Origin of the sequence: Pantoea sp. SS70 (assembly GCF_029866845.1) — a bacterium.
Lineage (GTDB): Bacteria > Pseudomonadota > Gammaproteobacteria > Enterobacterales > Enterobacteriaceae > Pantoea > Pantoea leporis.
The window spans coordinates 2,716,288-2,732,839 of the sequence record NZ_CP117199.1; the positions used below are offsets into that span (position 1 = coordinate 2,716,288).

Genomic DNA, 16,552 nt, shown 5'->3' on the forward strand with positions numbered 1-16,552 from the left:
CCAGGTCAATTTACATCGGGTGCGGGCCTGCCTACAATTCCCCACCTTTTGCAGGGCCGTATAATGCGGCCGCTGCACCTGCCATCCACGATGGCATGCTGACCTGACATCAGTGAGAAAATCCATGTTAAAACCTGAACTGCTTTCTCCAGCGGGATCGCTGAAGAATATGCGCTATGCCTTTGCCTACGGCGCTGATGCCGTCTACGCTGGCCAACCGCGCTACAGCCTGCGCGTGCGCAACAACGAATTCACCCACGAGATTCTGGCGCAGGGCATCAATGAAGCCCATGCGCTCGGTAAGAAATTCTACGTGGTGGTCAACATCGCCCCGCACAACGCCAAACTGAAAACCTTCATCCGCGATCTGACGCCGGTCATTGCCATGCAGCCGGACGCGCTGATCATGTCCGATCCCGGCTTGATTATGCTGGTGCGTGAAGCCTTTCCGCAGATGCCGATTCATCTGTCGGTGCAGGCCAACGCGGTCAACTGGGCCACGGTGAAATTCTGGCAGCAGATGGGGCTGACGCGCGTGATTCTTTCACGCGAGCTATCGCTGGATGAGATCGCCGAAATCCGTCAGCAGGTGCCGGAAATGGAGATTGAGATCTTCGTGCACGGCGCGCTGTGCATGGCTTACTCCGGCCGCTGCCTGCTATCGGGCTACCTCAACAAACGCGATCCGAATCAAGGGACCTGCACCAACGCCTGCCGCTGGGAATATAAAGTGGAAGAAGGCAAGCAGGATGAGATGGGCAATATCGTCGGTTTCCATGAGCCGGTTAAGGTGCAGGAGCCGACTTTGGGCGTCGGCGCCACCACTGACCGGGTGTTCCTGCTGGAAGAGAAGATGAAGCCGGGTGAGGTGATGAGCGCCTTCGAAGATGAACACGGCACCTACATCATGAACTCAAAAGATTTGCGCGCGGTGGCGCACGTTGAACGTCTTAGCCAAATGGGTGTGCACTCGCTGAAAATCGAAGGCCGCACCAAATCCTTCTACTACTGCGCGCGCACCGCGCAGGTTTATCGCCGTGCCATTGATGATGCCGCTGCGGGTAAACCCTTCGACCCAGCGCTGCTGGAGACGCTGGAAGGTCTGGCGCATCGCGGTTACACCGAAGGCTTTCTGCGTCGTCATACCCATGACAGCTATCAGAACTACCAGCAAGGATTCTCCATCTCCGAGCGCCAGCAGTTTGTCGGCGAATTCACCGGCGAACGTCGCGGTGACTGGGCGCAGATTGCGGTAAAGAATAAGTTTATGCTCGGGGATTCTGTCGAGATCATGACGCCCGAAGGCAACCTCAATTGCACGCTGGAAACCATGCAGAACGATAAAGGATCGGCGGTGGGCGTGGCGCCAGGCGATGGACACCGCGTGTGGATCCCGGTCCCGGAATCGGTCAACCTCGCCTTTGCCCTGCTGTTGCGTAACTTCACCGATGGCAACAGCACCTACAATCCACATGGGAAAAATCGCACTTAAAGAAAAGAAAATGGCGAAGTTAGAGTAGGATCACAGACCCTTTCTTCGCCTCGCTTTAGAATCTCGCCTGCTGCTAACGAGTAAGAATAAAAGCAGGTAGTACCAGGAACCACCTCATTCACCCGCCCGGCTCCCCCGTGCGGGTTTTCTTTTTTGATCGCCCACCGATTTTTTCGTCGCCCGCCGATAAAGTTCTCTCCCCAGCTATGCTATAACCAGTGCTCTGTCTCTAGCATCAAGGAACTGATAATGCAAAACAAACCGCTGACGCTGCTGATCCTCAACGGGAAAGGCGCAGGTAATGAAGATTTGCGCGCTGCGGTGAATACGCTGCGTGATGAAGGCTTTAATCTGGCGGTGCGCGTCACCTGGGAAAAAGGTGATGGCGATCGTTATGTACAAGAAGCGGTCGCTTTGCAGGCAGAAACCGTAGTGGCTGGCGGCGGTGATGGCACCATCAATGAGATCGCCACCGCGCTGGCGGGATTGCCCGAGCAGCAGCGTCCGGCGCTGGGCATTTTACCGCTCGGCACCGCCAATGATTTCGCCACCAGCGTCGGTATTCCTGAAGGGATGGAACCGGCTTTACGTCTCGCGCTGGTGGGAAAAGCCACGGCTATCGATTTGGCGCGCGTGAACGGCGATCGCTACTTTATCAATATGGCGACCGGCGGATTTGGCACGCGCATCACCACCGAAACGCCTGAAAAGCTGAAATCGGCACTCGGCGGCGTGTCGTACTTTATTCATGGTTTGATGCGCGTCGATGCGCTGAAACCGGATCGCTGCGAAATTAGCGGCCCCGGCTTTAACTGGCAAGGCGATGCGCTGGTGATTGGCATTGGCAATGGACGTCAGGCTGGCGGCGGACAAAAGCTCTGCCCGGATGCACTGATCAATGATGGACAGCTCAATCTCAGCATCGTCACCGCGCAAGAGCTGCTGCCAACGTTGCTGCATTCGCTGACGCGTGATGATGAAAATCCGAATATCGTCACGGCGCAGCTGCAGTCGCTCACCATCCGTTCACCCCATGAGATGACGTTTAATCTGGATGGCGAACCGCTGACGGGAAGTGAGTTTGAGATTGAAGTGATGGCGGGCGCACTGAGCTGCCGTTTGCCGCCGCAATGCCCGTTACTTGCTTAATGCACATTACCGTAGCGGCGCGCTTTCAACGGCGCGCAATACATTGCGCCGCTACGATGTTATTCAGTTAACTGTAATTACACTTTCATCCAGCGGCGTTCCAGTGCGGAAACCGCAACAGCTTCCAGCACCTTCTGCACCTGCAATCCTTCGGCGAAATCTGGCCACATGCGATCGCCAGCGGCAATGCCATTGATTAAATCGCGAATCTCGACGGTTTTCTGATCGTTGAAACCGATGCCGTGCCCGGCAGAGACGCAGAAATTGGCGTAATCCGGATGCGCCGGACCGGTCAAAATGGTTTTGAAACCCTGGCGGCCTGCCGGTTCATCGTGAATATACAGCTCCAGCTCGGCCATACGTTCCTGGGTATAACGCAGCGTGCCTTTGGTACCGGTGACCACATACGTCAGGCCCATTTTGCTGCCGCAGGCGATTCGCGAGGTTTCAAACACGCCGTGCGCACCGTTTTTAAAGCGCAGCAAGGCGCTGGCCTGATCTTCGTTTTCCACCGGCAGCAGGCGTGAAGCATCCTTCGGATCCGGACGCTCTTTAATCACCGTCATCATATCGCCGCTGACTTCTTCAATATCACCGACCAAATAGTGCGCCATATTCACAATATGCGCAGCGAGGTCGCCAAGCGCGCCTAATCCGGCCAACGCTTTCTGGCAGTGCCAATCGAGCGGCGTTTCCGGCCGTGCCAGATAATCTTCATTGTGCGTGCCGTAGAAGTGCACCACATCGCCGATTTCACCACGCGCGATAATCTCGCGCGCCAGTTGGCTGGTGGGGTTTTTCATGTAGTTAAAGCCGACCAGCGTTTTAACGCCGGCCTGCTGCGCCGCTTGTACCATCTCTTCCGCATCGGCCACTGATAGCGATAGCGGTTTCTCAGAGTAAACGTGCTTGCCGTTGCGAATCGCTTCCAGTGCCATTTCTTTATGCAGGAAGTTTGGCGCGCAGATATCAACCACATCGATGTTCGGATCGCGCACCAGCTCGTGCCAGTCGCCAGTAGAACGGGCAAAGCCAAAAGTTGCCGCCTGTTTTGCTGCCAGCTCTGAGTTTACTTCCGCCAGCATTTCACGCACGATCTCACCTTTCAGGGCAAAAACTGTAGGTGCCTGAGCGTAAGCAATCGCGTGACAACGACCGATGTAACCACTGCCAATCATTCCAATTCTGACTTTGTTCATGACTATTCCCGCATTCGCTTAAGAGTTGATCTGGAATATATGTTTCGCTTTTGGCCCCGACAACGGCGAAATGAAATATCTGTGATCATGCATGCGAGGTATCTGACAAAATCGACAAATCAGAATGTAATTTTGCATAGAGATGGTGATCATCGTCACAAAAGAGCTTGTATCAGTCGTGATTTTGCCGCGCTGAGTCCGCTCATAGCGCGCAATTGACGCTTTATTCAGCAGTCAGAACGAATTGTGAAAAAGAGTTTTGACAAGGCGAGGGCCGCTCGATAATATGCGCCCCGTTCAAACGATTCCTCTGTAGTTCAGTCGGTAGAACGGCGGACTGTTAATCCGTATGTCACTGGTTCGAGTCCAGTCAGAGGAGCCAAATTTAAAAAACCCGCTCAGGGAAACCTGAGCGGGTTTTTGTCATTTCAGCATCGCCATTTAGGGTGGCCGTGATTCCCTGGTCGCCATGAATGGCGCCCCTACGTAACTGTTCCTCTGTGATTCTCTTCACAACTCTTTAACGCCGACTTGTATGGTAGTATTAGTGCGCGTATTTTTTCATCATTGCATTCCCGTTGGAGTAGATGATGAAAAGTGTAGTGATTGAGCAACCGGGTGAACTGGTAGTGGCAGAGCGTCCGCTGCCGCAACCCACTGCAGGTGAAGTACGCGTGAAGGTGCAATTTGCCAGCATCTGCGGTTCCGATGTGCATATCTGGCATGGCCACAATCCTTTCGCTAAATATCCGCGCGTGATTGGTCACGAATTCTTCGGCCTGATTGATGCGGTCGGCGATGACGTTGCCGCCAGCCGCATTGGCGAACGTGTGGCGGTCGATCCGGTGGTCAGCTGCGGTCACTGCTATCCCTGCTCGATTGGTCGCCCGAACGTCTGCACAGCGTTGCAGGTGATTGGCGTGCACCGCGACGGTGGCTTTAGCGAATATGCCGTGGCGCCAGCAAAAAACGCCTTCCACCTGCCGGATAGCGTTCCCGACAAACTCGCCAGCATGGTCGAACCTTTCACCATCGCGGCCAATATCACCGCCTTCCTCAAACCACAGCCAAACGATGTGGCGCTGATTTACGGTGCGGGGCCAATGGGCCTTACCGCCATTCAGGTGCTGAAAGGCGTGTATGGCGTTGAACAGGTATTGGTGGTTGATCGTCTGCCAGAACGGCTGGCGCTGGCGCAGGAAAACGGTGCCGATCAGGTGTTCAACAACAGCGAAATTCCGCTCGCCGCGCAGCTGGAAGGATTGCAACCAACGCTGATTATCGACGCCGCCTGTCACCCTTCGATCCTGGCAGAAGCCGCCGCCCTCGCCTCACCGGCGGCGCGTATCGGCCTGCTGGGTTTTTCTGGCGAGCCGTGCAGCATCACGCAGCAAAGTCTCACCAGCAAAGAGCTGTCGCTGTTCACCTCGCGTCTCAACAGCAATCGCTTCCCGCAGGTGATTGAGTGGATTGAGCAAGGCCAGATCCAGCCGGAGAAACTGGTGACGCACTATTTCCCGCTGGCAGACGTTGAGCAAGCCATGACGCTGTTCGAAAAAGATCCCCGCACCTGCTGCAAAGTGATCCTACAAATGGGTTAAGTTAACCCGCACACCAGGTGTCCCCATGCCGGTCCCTTACCCGCCGGCATTATTACTATAAAAAATGACGATGACGGAGTTTCTATGTTTAAGAACCTGCGCTGGACCCTCGTACTGCTGTTGTTCCTGGTGTTTATGATCAACTACCTTGATCGTATCGCCCTCTCTCTGACGGTACCGCTGGTGGAAAAAGACCTGATGATCAACGCCGAGCAGTTCGGCATGATTTTCGGCAGCTTCTTCTTCGGTTATGCCCTGTTTAACTTCATCGGTGGCCTGGCGACGGATAAATTTGGCCCGACCATCGTGCTCGGCACCGCCGTTGGCATGTGGTCGCTGTTCTGCGGCCTGACCGCGATGGCGACTGGCTTCTGGTCGATGATGATTCTGCGCGTGCTGTTTGGCATGGCGGAAGGCCCCATCTCTGCCTCAGCGAACAAAGCCATTAACGGCTGGTTCCCGAAAAAACAGGCCGCCACCGCAATGGGCTTACTCAGCTCGGGTTCACCGCTGGGTGGCGCGGTTGCCGGTCCGATTGTTGGCTATCTGGCGCTGTCGTTCGGCTGGCGTCCGGCATTTGTAGTGATCGCCGCGATTGGCTTCGTCTGGCTGGCGCTGTGGTTCTTCTTCGCGTCAGATAATCCGGCGAAAAGTAAGCGTGTATCAGCAGAAGAGCGTGCTTTAGTAGAAAAACTGAAAGCCGAAGAACCGGCCGACGTGATCGACTCAAGCGGCGCCGCGCACGGGTTAGGCTTTTATCTGCGCCAGCCGATCATTCTGGTCACCGCCTTTGCCTTCTTCTGCTACAACTACATTCTGTTCTTCTTCCTGAGCTGGTTCCCGGCGTATCTGGTGCAGGCGCACGGCCTCGATATCAAAGCGATGAGCATCACCACCATGATCCCGTGGATTGTTGGCTTCGTGGGCCTGGCGCTGGGTGGCTGGATCTCCGATAAGATTTTCAACATCACCGGCAAGCTGCTGCTTTCCCGAAAAATTGTGCTGGTGGTTTCACTTACCGCCGCGGCGATTTGCGTGGCGCTGGCAGGTACGATAAAAGAGGTCAACTCGGCGGTGATCATGATGTCGATCTCGATCTTCTTCCTCTACATCACCGGCGCAATTTACTGGGCGATTGTGCAGGACGTGGTGCACAAAAGCCGTGTCGGCAGCATCAGTGGCTTTATCCATCTGATTGGTAGCTTGTCCGGCGTGATCGGCCCGGTGGTGACCGGCTTCATCGTGCAGCACTCCGGTAAGTTTGACAGCGCCTTTATCCTCGCGGGTGCGGTAGCCGGCGTCGGTGCGCTGCTGGTGCTGCTGGTGATTCGTGAACCTAAAGCCACCAATAAACCGGTTTCAGTATAATTCTCATGGGGCGCTGAGCGCCCCATTTGCTAAAAGGAATGACTATGTTAGAGCTTGAACGCCTCCCCGCTGATGTCCAACGTCCCGCTTACGATCGCAGCCAACTCAAAACCCGCATGGTGCACATCGGCTTTGGCGCCTTCCACCGCGCGCATCAGGCGCTGGCGACTGATAAGCTGGCCGCTCAGGGCAGCGACTGGGGCTATTGCGAAGTGAATCTCAACAGCGGCACGCTGATTCAGGCGCTGCATCAGCAGGATCTGCTCTACACGCTAACCGAAATGGCGGATGAGAGTTTACACACGCGGGTGATTGGCGTGGTGACGCAAGCGCTGCATGGCAAAGGCGACGGCATTGAGGCGGTGATCGAGGCGATGAGCCAGCCGGACGTGGCGATTGTCTCGATGACCGTAACTGAGAAAGGTTATTGCTACATGCCGTCGAGCGGCAAGCTCAATCCCGATCATCCCGATATTGTGCACGACCTCGCTCATCCTGGTGAGCCACGTTCGCTGCCCGGCTTGATTCTGGCGGCCATTATCCGCCGCCGCGAACGCAATTTGCCGCCGTTTAGCGTGATGTCCTGCGACAATATGCCGGAAAACGGCCATGTCACGCGCAACGTGATCACCCAGTTGGCCGCGCGCCACAACCCTGCGCTGGCTGAATATATCCAGGCGCACATCACCTTCCCTTCGACCATGGTTGATCGCATCGTCCCGGCCATGACCGATGCCGCGTTCGACACGCTGGCGGAACGTTTAGGCAGCCGCGATCCGGTGGCGGTTGAAGCCGAACCGTTTTTCCAGTGGGTCATCGAAGACAACTTCGTTAACGGACGTCCGGCGTGGGAAAACGCGGGCGCTGAGCTGGTCAGCGATGTGCTGCCGTTCGAAGAGATGAAGCTGCGGATGCTCAACGGCAGCCACTCGTTCCTCGCGTATCTCGGTTTTCTCGCCGGTTATGAACACATCAGCGATTGCATGGCGGATGCCAGCTATCGTGCGGCGGCGCGCGCGTTGATGTTGCAGGATCAGGCGCCGACGCTGCGCACGCAAGGCGTCGATCTCGAAGCCTACGCTGATTCCCTGATTGCGCGTTACGAGAATCGCGCCATCAAACATCGTACCTATCAAATCGCCACCGATGGCACGCAAAAACTGCCGCAGCGCCTGCTGGATAGCGCGCGCTGGCATCTGCGCAATGGCACCTCGTGCGATTTCGTGTTGCTGGGCGTGGCGGGCTGGATGCGCTACGTCAGCGGCGTGGATGAGCAAGGTCAGGCCATGGAGATTCGCGATCCGCTGAAAGATCAGCTGGCGGACATTGTGGCAAACAGTGAGGACGGTGCGCCACGCGTTAAGGCGTTGCTCAGCCTCAACGCCGTGTTCGGTGACGATCTGCAGCAGCAGCCCGCCTTTGTCTCACGCGTGACTGAACTCTATCAGCAACTGGTTAAACAGGGCGCGCGCGCCACCGTTCAAAGCCTCGTCACACAAGGCTAAGCGCCTGCACAAATGTGTAGCGCAGACGCAGCGTGCTGATTAGACTGAACCTTTCTTAACGGGCTGGCAGATGCCAGCCGTAATACGGATATTGCTGCATGTCGACTGCCTATACCATAACCACCAGCGAACCGGTAAATCAGCAGATCTATCGTTATCTGCGCAAAGATATTGTGACCTGCGTTATTCATCCGGGCTCGCTGCTGTCGGAGAAGGAAGTGTCGGCGCGTTTTAACGTGTCACGTCAGCCGGTACGTGAAGCCTTTATCAAGCTGGCGGAAGCCGGACTGGTGCAGGTGCTACCGCAGCGCGGCACCTTCGTGCGCAAAATCTCCGCTCAGCGCGTGGCCGACGGTCGTTTTATCCGGGAAGCGGTAGAGATCGCCGTGGTTCGCCGCGCCGCGCAGGAGATGGGTGCGACCGGATTGATGGCACTGGAGCATAACCTGCAGCTGCAGCGTCTCGCCGCTGAACGTCATGACAGCCAGGCTTTCCTGGGGCTGGACGATGAGTTTCACCGCTTAATTGCTGAAGGGATTAATTGCCTGCTGGCGTGGGAAACGGTGGAGAACATTAAAGCTACCATGGACCGCGTGCGCTTTCTGACCCTGAGCGAAGTGTCACCGCCGGAGCGTTTGATTCAGCAGCATGAAGATATCTATAACGCGTTGAAAGCGCATGATGTTGACGCAGCTGAAAGCGCAATGCGCCGTCATCTGCAGGAGATGATTTTGACCATTACGCCGATTGCCGAGCGTAATAGTGAGTGGTTTGAGGCGCCTTGATTTAGTGCTCGCGGTCCCCCTCCTGGGTCCTCCCCCATTAATGGGGGAGGAAGATGCTGCAAAATGTAAGTGTTGAAGCCGCATATGGCAGCATCTCCTTCCCCCGCTCGCGGGGGAAGGCCGGGATGGGGGACAGCGAGCACAGACCCCACTCAATCAAGCAATCGTCACATCCTTCGACAAATACACATCCTGCACCGCATTAATCAGCTGCACGCCCTCTTTCAACGTCTTCTTAAACGCCTTGCGCCCCAGAATCAGCCCCATGCCGCCGGCACGCTTATTGATCACCGCCGTACGCACCGACTCCGCGATATCCGTTTCACCCGCAGAAGCGCCGCCGGAATTGATCAAACCCGCGCGTCCCATATAGCAGTTCGCCAGCTGGTAACGCACCAAATCTATCGGGTTTTCCGTAGTCAGCTTGCTGTAGACGCGCTCATCGGTGTGACCAAACTTCACCGCGTTATAGCCGCCGTTATTCTCCGCCATCTTCTGCTTGACGATATCCGCACCGATGGTCGCCGCCAGATGGTTGGCCTGGCCGGTTAAATCGGCGCTGGCGTGGTAATCGACGCCCTCTTTCTTGAACGCATCATTACGCAGATAGGCCCAGAGCACCGTCACCATGCCCAGCTCGTGCGCACGTTCAAAAGCCGCCGAGATCTCTTCAATCTGGCGACGTGATTGTTCGGAACCGAAGTAGATGGTGGCGCCAACCGCCACCGCGCCCAGATTAAAGGCCTGTTCCACGCTGGCGTACAACGTCTGATCGTATTGCGTCGGATAGCTCAGCGTTTCGTTGTGGTTTAGCTTCACCATAAACGGAATGCGGTGCGCGTAGCGGCGAGAAACCGAAGCCAGCACGCCGTAGGTAGAGGCGACGCAGTTACAGCCGGCTTCAATCGCCAGCTCAACAATGTTTTTTGGATCAAAATAAGCTGGATTGGCCGCAAAGGATGCGCCCGCCGAGTGCTCAACGCCCTGATCGACCGGCAAAATCGACAAATAGCCGGTGCCGGCTAAACGTCCGGTGTTGTACAGCGTTTGCATGTTGCGCAGTACGGCAGGAGAACGATTGTTGTCGATCATTACGCGATCAACATAATCCGCGCCGGGTAAATAGAGGCTATCCGCTGGAATGGTCATGCAGCGATGTTGAAGAAGGCTATCCGCCTCTTTGCCCAATAACTGTACGATGTCCGTCATGTTCGCTCCTGATAAATGGCTGGATTGGAACCGGCCGTTGCCGATTCGCCCCCAACAGCCTGGACCGGAAAGCGCCAGGCTGGCAAATTGCTGACTCCATTTTTCAGACGGATGCGCAGTGAAAAAGCGGCAATCTGGCGTTACGCCCTACCACCATTGATGGAAATGGTGCACCGGCCCAATGCCTTTGCCGACCTCCAGCGAATCGGCGTGCAGCAGCGCCTGTTGCAGCCACGCCTTGGCTTCAGCGACCGTTGCCGCCCAGCAATCATGGCGCGGACGCAACGCCGCCAGCGCGGCTGAAAGCGAGCATCCGGTGCCGTGCGTGTGGCGCGTATTGACGCGCGGCGCGGTAAAGCGCTGACGTCCGTCGCGGGTAATCAGCCAGTCCGGGCTTTCGGCATCGCTAAGGTGTCCGCCCTTCATCAGCACCGCTTCGCAGCCAAGATCGAGCAGCGCATCGCCCTGCTGCAACATGGTTTTCTCATCCTGCGCCATCGCGCGTCCCAGCAGCGCGGCGGCTTCCGGCAGGTTTGGTGTGATCAGCGATACCTGCGGCAGCAGCAATTCGCGCACGCTCGCCACCGCATCCGGCGACAGCAGCGCATCGCCGCTTTTGGCAATCATCACCGTATCCAGCACCACAAACGGCAGGCTGGCCCGTTTCAGCCGCTCGGCGACCACCTCGACAATAGCGGTTTCGGACAGCATGCCTATCTTCGCAGCATCAATGCGCACATCATTCAGCACCGAATCGAGCTGTGCGCCAACAAAATCAGGTTCGATGCGATACACCGACTGCACGCCGCAGGTGTTCTGCGCCACCAGCGCGGTGATGACGCTGGTGCCATACGCGCCCAGCGCGGAGAAAGCTTTGAGGTCGGCCTGAATACCTGCGCCGCCGCTCGGATCGGTGCCAGCAATGGTCAATGCATTGATGCGTTTCATGCCTCGACCTCCAGCGTCCACAGCGTATCGAGGAAAGCAGCGGCAAAGCTGCCTGGCCCGGCGACCTGGCGCGCTGTCTGCTCACCCGCCAGCGACATCACGCGGCAGGCCGCAGCGACATGCTGCAGGCGATCGCCCGGCAAGCTGGTGCAGGCGGCAACCACCGCCGTCAACGCGCAGCCGGTGCCAACCACGCGCGTCATCAGCGGGCTGCCGCCGGGGATGGCGAATGTCTGCACGCCGTCAGTGACATAATCCACTTCACCGGTCACCGCCACAACGGTGTGGTAATCACGCGCCAGCTGCTGGGCAGCGCTTAACGCGATATCGGCCTGATGCAGACTGTCGACACCGCGTCCGCCGCTAGCCTGTTGCGCCAGTGCGAGAATTTCTGAAGCGTTACCGCGAATCGCCGCCGGTTGCAGGCTCAGTAACTGTTGACAGAATGCGGTGCGCAGCGTTAGTGCGCCGACCGCCACCGGATCCAGCGTCCACGGCGTGCCTGCGGTTTGCGCCGCTTGCACCGCCGCCCACATCGCATCACGACGTTCGCGCGTCAGCGTACCTACGTTTATCAACAACGCATCGGCAAAACCGGCAAACTGCGCCGCTTCTTCAGGATCGATCACCATCGCGGGCGAAGCTTGCAGTGCCAGCAGCACGTTGGCAGTAAAGGTTTGCACCACGTCATTGGTCATGCAGTGCACCAGCGGCGCTTGCTGACGCAGCAATTGCAGAGAGTGCGCGAGTTGCGCGGGGGAAAGAAGGTCAGGCTGTTTCATAAGGCTCCCAACCGGCGATCAAGAAGGCGAATGCGGTCAGGCATCTGACTTCCCTACGCTGGCATTATCCAGATCAGGTCGGCGGGTGTATCTCAGCCCTGTATTAAAGGGGCACCCCGAGTCAAAACTACGTTGGCGAGCATAGGGAACAAGTTGGGGTAAAGCAAGTAAACGCCGCTTTCCTGGAATCTGGCTCACAAAGCAACAAATTACACATTCATGTAACTTATTGATAAAACGCCTTAAAACGACGCTTTTTTGCGTGCTGCGTCATACTTTGTAATAAATTCCATTGATAATTCGCGTCGCGAAAAATAGCATCGCCGGCAACTTGTTTCATGACGAAACAATACGGATTTGTTAATTATTCATGGAAGCATCACGGAGGATTTGCTATGCGTCGGATTCCACGCGCGCCGCTCTCTGCGGCCATTGTCTCTGCCCTGTTTGCCGGCACTTTTGTGCCGGTTCCCTCCGCACACGCCGTGGGTTTTGTCGAAGACGCCACTCTCTCTGGCAATCTGTTTTACTGGCAACGCCAGCGCGATCGCAAAGAGATGGATCCGCAAAAAGGCTCGTACGGTCAGTATGATGCCAATCTGCATCACGCCTCTGCGAATGCCAATCTCGACTTCTCATCCGGTTACGCCGGTGAGGTGATCGGCCTCGATCTGGCAGCGTTTGGCGCGCTGGAGTTAAGCAACGGCGGCCCGGCGGCACCGAATGAAATTGGTTTCAGCAATGCCCGTACGCGCTGGGATGAGGACTGGAGCGGAGATAAGAGCGGCTTAAGTCTCTATAAAGCCGCCATCAAGGCAAAATGGCAGGATAACTGGCTGCGCGCAGGCTATCTGCAGCCCACCGGGCAGACGCTGCTGGCACCGCACTGGAGCTTCCTGCCCGGCACCTATCGCGGCGTTGAGGCCGGCACCACCTTTGATTTTAGCGACGCCGGCGCCCTTTCCGTCTCCTGGATGTGGACTGACGAATACAAAGCGCCGTGGTATCGCGACATGTACAACTTCCGTAAAGCCGATGGCGTGACGGAGATTCCGTGGCTGCAATCCTTTGGTGCCAAATACGATTTTAAAAATGCGCTGGTGCTGGAAGGCGCCTACGGCCAGGCGGCGAATTACATGGATCAGTATTTCGCCAAAGCCTCTTATCAGCTGCCGCTGGCCGATGCACCGCTGCGCACCAGTTATCAATTTTATGGCGCGAAGGATCGTGACAACAGCGGCGTTGGCCAAGTGAACGATGTTTACGATGGCCTCGCGTGGCTGCAGGCGCTGACGTTCGGCTACACGCTCGGCGCGTTCGATTTCCGCCTGGAAGGCACATGGGTAAAAGCCGAGGGTAATCAGGGCTTCTTCCTGCAACGTATGACGCCGTCTTACGCCAGCTCGAATGGCCGCATGGATGTGTGGTGGGATTCACGCTCGGACTGGAACGCCAACGGTGAGAAAGCGCTCTTCGCCGGTGTGATGGTCGATTTGGGACACTGGCAATTACCTGGCTGGCAAGTCGGTACATCGTACGCCTACGGTTGGGACGCGAAGCCTTCCACCAATCCCCTGTACGACCAAAATCAGCGCCTGAAAGAGTCCGCATGGAGCCTCGACCTGGTTTACACCATCCAGCAAGGCCGCGCCAAAGACACCCAATTCAAACTGCACTACACCCGCTACGACAATCACAGCGATCTTCCCAGCTATAGCGGCGGCTACGGCAACATCTTCCAGGACGAGAAAGACATCAAATTTATGGTCGTCGCGCCATTCACCCTGTTTTGACCCCGATCTGGCAGGAGCCAGAGACTTACCTCCGTGGAGAAGGATAACAACATGAAAAAGTTAAAAATCAGTTTACTGGCGCTGAGCGTGATGAGCCTTGCCGCCTGCAGTTCATCCCCGCGCAGTAATCAGCAGGTCGTCGATCAAATCAGTCAGTTCGGCGTGCAGTATCAGGTCACTGACAACCAGGCGGCCGATCACGGCGTGAACTGCGCGAAACTCGGTGCCGATTGGGCATCCTGCAACACCGCTACCATCACGCTGACCAACAACGGTCCGGCGCTCACCAGTAAAAACTGGGCAATCTACATGAGCAACGTGCACGAAACGCTGCGGGTGGATAACGATCAGTTCAAAATGACTCATATCGTCGGCGATTTAACCCGTCTGGAACCGACGGAGAAATTCAAAGGTATCGCGGCGGGTGAGTCGATTGAGATCCCTATCGTCAATGAATACTGGCAGCTGTTTATCACCGACGTGATGCCGCGCTGGTATGTCACCGCCGCCAATGCCACGCCAAAAATTATCACCAGCACCGATACCGAAAACCTCAGCGACTTTGTTAAGCCGTTTGGCGGCCAATGGAAGCGCATTGCCGACGATAAAAACGTGCTAATGCTGCCGCAAAGTCGCTTCTCAAAGAATGCCGATGTGGCGCAACTGCCTGCCAGCGCGCTGCGCGGACAAATCACCCCAACGCCGCGTTCGGTGAAAGTTCATGCGGCGGATGTCGATCTGAGCCGTGGCGTTGCCTTGCATCTTGAGGTATTGGCGGACAACCAGGCTGATGCGGTTAAACAGCGTTTCGATTTGATGGGGCTCAAACCGCAGTCAGCGGGTTATGCGGTTCATACCCGTATCGCCGTTAATCATTTCCAGGGTGCAAATGCGGTTTCCGGTGCTTATGAACTGCGTATTACGCCGCGCGGCACCGATATCATTGGTTACGATCAGGCTGGCGTTTACTACGGCTTAATGTCGTTACTGTCGCTGGTGCCGGCTGAAGGTAAACCGATTATCGCCACGCTCGAAGCGAAAGATGCACCGCGCTTTGCCTATCGCGGTGCCTTCCTCGATGTGGCGCGTAATTTCCACAGCAAGCAAGCGGTGCTGCGCATGCTCGATCAAATGGCGGCGTGGAAGATGAATAAATTCCACTTCCACCTGACCGATGACGAAGCCTGGCGTATCGAAATTCCCGGTCTGTCAGAGTTGACCGACGTGGGCAGTAAGCGTTGTCACGATCTGACTGAGCAGCAATGCCTGCTGCCGCAATTGGGCTCCGGCCCGTTCACGAATAACAACGGAACCGGACATTTCAGCCGCGCCGATTATATCGAGATCGTCAAATATGCGCAGGCGCGCAACATCGAAGTGATCCCGGAAATCGATATGCCCGCCCATGCACGCGCGGCAGTGATCTCGATGGAAGCGCGTTATCAGCAACTGATGAAAGCGGGTAAACCGCAGCAGGCCAGTGAATATCGACTGGTGGATCCCACGGATACCTCGAATACCCGTTCCGTGCAGCTGTACGACCGCACCAGCTATCTCAATCCTTGCCTCGACTCCTCGAAGCGCTTTGTCGATAAAGTAATGGGTGAAGTGCAGGCGATGCACCGCGAAGCCGGCCAACCGTTGACCACCTGGCACTTTGGCGGTGATGAAGCGAAAAACATTCGCCTCGGTAGCGGCTACAGCGATGTTAAGAACCCGAAAGCGGGAACGGGCATTTTAGACCAAAGCAAAGAGGACAAACCCTGGGCAAAATCTCAGGTCTGCCAGGCGGTGGTGAAATCCGGCAAGGTGGAAGATCTGGAGCACTTGCCAAGTCACTTCGCGCTGGAAGTGAGCAAGATGGTGAAAGCGCATGGCATTCCGGTGATGCAGGCCTGGCAGGATGGGCTGAAAGATGCCGCTGACGCGCACGCCTTCGCCACCTCGCGCGTACGCGTTAACTTCTGGGACACGCTCTATTGGGGCGGCTTTGACACCGCCAACGACTGGACGCTGAAAGATTACGAAGTAGTAATTTCCAATCCGGATTACGTCTACATGGACTTCCCGTATGAGGTGAATCCTAACGAGCGCGGCTATTACTGGGGCACACGCTTCAGCGATGAGCGCAAGATGTTTGGCTTCGCGCCGGACAACCTGCCGCAGAACGCTGAAACCTCGGTGGATCGCGACGGGAAGACCTTTGATGCCACCTCGAATAAGCCGTGGTCAGGCGCATACGGCATTTCAGTACAGCTGTGGAGTGAAACCACGCGTACCGATCAGCAGATGGATTACATGGTATTCCCGCGCCTGCTGTCGGTGGCCGAACGCGGTTGGCATCGCGCGGAGTGGGAGCTGAATTATCAGCAAGGCCGCACCTTTAAAGGCGGTGAAACCCACTTCGTTAACCAGCAGCAGCGCAATCAGGACTGGCAGCGTTTCGCCAATCTGTTAGGCCAGCGTGAGTTGGGCAAGATGGATAAAGCCAGTATTCACTACCGTTTACCGGTGCCGGGGGCGCGCGTCGAGAATGGCATACTGACCATGAACATTGCGCTGCCGGGTCTGCCGCTGGAGTACAGCCTGGATAAGGGTAAGCGCTGGCAGCGTTATCAACCACATGCTAAACCGGCAATTACTGCTAGCGATAAAGTCTGGGTGCGTAGCGTGAGTCCGGATGGCAAACGCTTCAGCCGCGCTGAAGCACTTTAAAAACTT

The 16,552-nt window shown here is 56.5% G+C and carries 12 protein-coding genes, 1 tRNA gene and 1 riboswitch; of the genes, 9 read left to right on the forward strand and 4 right to left on the reverse strand.

What is annotated here, in order from left to right; all coding sequences use genetic code 11:
* Positions 1-124: 124 nt before the first annotated feature.
* Positions 125-1,492, forward strand: coding sequence for a tRNA 5-hydroxyuridine modification protein YegQ (yegQ, locus tag PO881_RS12570; RefSeq protein WP_280171872.1), 1,368 nt, complete (start codon positions 125-127; stop codon positions 1,490-1,492).
* 249 nt (positions 1,493-1,741) lie between these two features.
* The gene (yegS, locus tag PO881_RS12575; RefSeq protein WP_110866633.1) at positions 1,742-2,641 is read left to right on the forward strand and encodes a lipid kinase YegS; all 900 of its coding nucleotides are present in this window, start codon (positions 1,742-1,744) and stop codon (positions 2,639-2,641) included.
* Between the two features lie 77 nt (positions 2,642-2,718).
* Here the strand turns inward: yegS and PO881_RS12580 are convergent, their stop codons facing one another.
* Complete coding sequence (locus PO881_RS12580; protein ID WP_192411521.1) at positions 2,719-3,840, reverse strand: Gfo/Idh/MocA family oxidoreductase; 1,122 nt, start codon at positions 3,838-3,840, stop codon at positions 2,719-2,721.
* 306 nt (positions 3,841-4,146) lie between these two features.
* Here PO881_RS12580 and PO881_RS12585 point away from each other — a divergent pair.
* The 5 genes from PO881_RS12585 to PO881_RS12605 all read left to right on the forward strand — a co-directional run bounded on the left by PO881_RS12585 (position 4,147) and on the right by PO881_RS12605 (position 9,099).
* Positions 4,147-4,222 (forward strand) — tRNA-Asn (locus PO881_RS12585).
* A 208-nt stretch (positions 4,223-4,430) separates the two neighbouring features.
* Positions 4,431-5,441, forward strand: coding sequence for a Zn-dependent oxidoreductase (locus tag PO881_RS12590; RefSeq protein WP_280172899.1), 1,011 nt, complete (start codon positions 4,431-4,433; stop codon positions 5,439-5,441).
* Between the two features lie 84 nt (positions 5,442-5,525).
* On the forward strand, positions 5,526-6,809 hold the full coding sequence (locus PO881_RS12595) for an MFS transporter (protein ID WP_101763341.1): 1,284 nt from the start codon (positions 5,526-5,528) through the stop codon (positions 6,807-6,809).
* A 44-nt stretch (positions 6,810-6,853) separates the two neighbouring features.
* A complete protein-coding gene (locus PO881_RS12600) occupies positions 6,854-8,314 on the forward strand; it encodes a mannitol dehydrogenase family protein (protein WP_280171873.1) in 1,461 nt (486 codons plus the stop codon).
* A 98-nt stretch (positions 8,315-8,412) separates the two neighbouring features.
* Positions 8,413-9,099 carry a GntR family transcriptional regulator gene (locus PO881_RS12605; protein ID WP_101763339.1) on the forward strand — a complete coding sequence of 229 codons (687 nt, stop codon included), beginning with the start codon at positions 8,413-8,415 and terminating at the stop codon, positions 9,097-9,099.
* Between the two features lie 156 nt (positions 9,100-9,255).
* On the opposite strand, the gene fbaB is transcribed toward PO881_RS12605, so the two are convergent.
* The 3 genes from fbaB to thiM all read right to left on the reverse strand — a co-directional run bounded on the left by fbaB (position 9,256) and on the right by thiM (position 12,038).
* The gene (fbaB, locus tag PO881_RS12610; RefSeq protein ID WP_192233358.1) at positions 9,256-10,308 is read right to left on the reverse strand and encodes a class I fructose-bisphosphate aldolase; all 1,053 of its coding nucleotides are present in this window, start codon (positions 10,306-10,308) and stop codon (positions 9,256-9,258) included.
* Between the two features lie 147 nt (positions 10,309-10,455).
* Positions 10,456-11,256, reverse strand: coding sequence for a bifunctional hydroxymethylpyrimidine kinase/phosphomethylpyrimidine kinase (thiD, locus tag PO881_RS12615; RefSeq protein ID WP_280171874.1), 801 nt, complete (start codon positions 11,254-11,256; stop codon positions 10,456-10,458).
* The gene (gene thiM, locus PO881_RS12620; RefSeq protein WP_280171875.1) at positions 11,253-12,038 is read right to left on the reverse strand and encodes a hydroxyethylthiazole kinase; all 786 of its coding nucleotides are present in this window, start codon (positions 12,036-12,038) and stop codon (positions 11,253-11,255) included. Before thiM ends, thiD begins: the two co-directional genes overlap by 4 nt.
* A gap of 33 nt (positions 12,039-12,071) precedes the next feature.
* A riboswitch (TPP riboswitch) is annotated at positions 12,072-12,167 on the reverse strand.
* A gap of 266 nt (positions 12,168-12,433) precedes the next feature.
* Between thiM and PO881_RS12625 the strand changes: the two genes are divergently transcribed.
* Positions 12,434-13,831: an OprD family outer membrane porin gene (locus tag PO881_RS12625; protein WP_192233354.1), complete on the forward strand. Its 1,398-nt coding sequence runs from the start codon at positions 12,434-12,436 to the stop codon at positions 13,829-13,831.
* A gap of 51 nt (positions 13,832-13,882) precedes the next feature.
* On the forward strand, positions 13,883-16,546 hold the full coding sequence (locus PO881_RS12630; protein ID WP_280171876.1) for a beta-N-acetylhexosaminidase: 2,664 nt from the start codon (positions 13,883-13,885) through the stop codon (positions 16,544-16,546).
* Positions 16,547-16,552 lie beyond the last annotated feature (6 nt).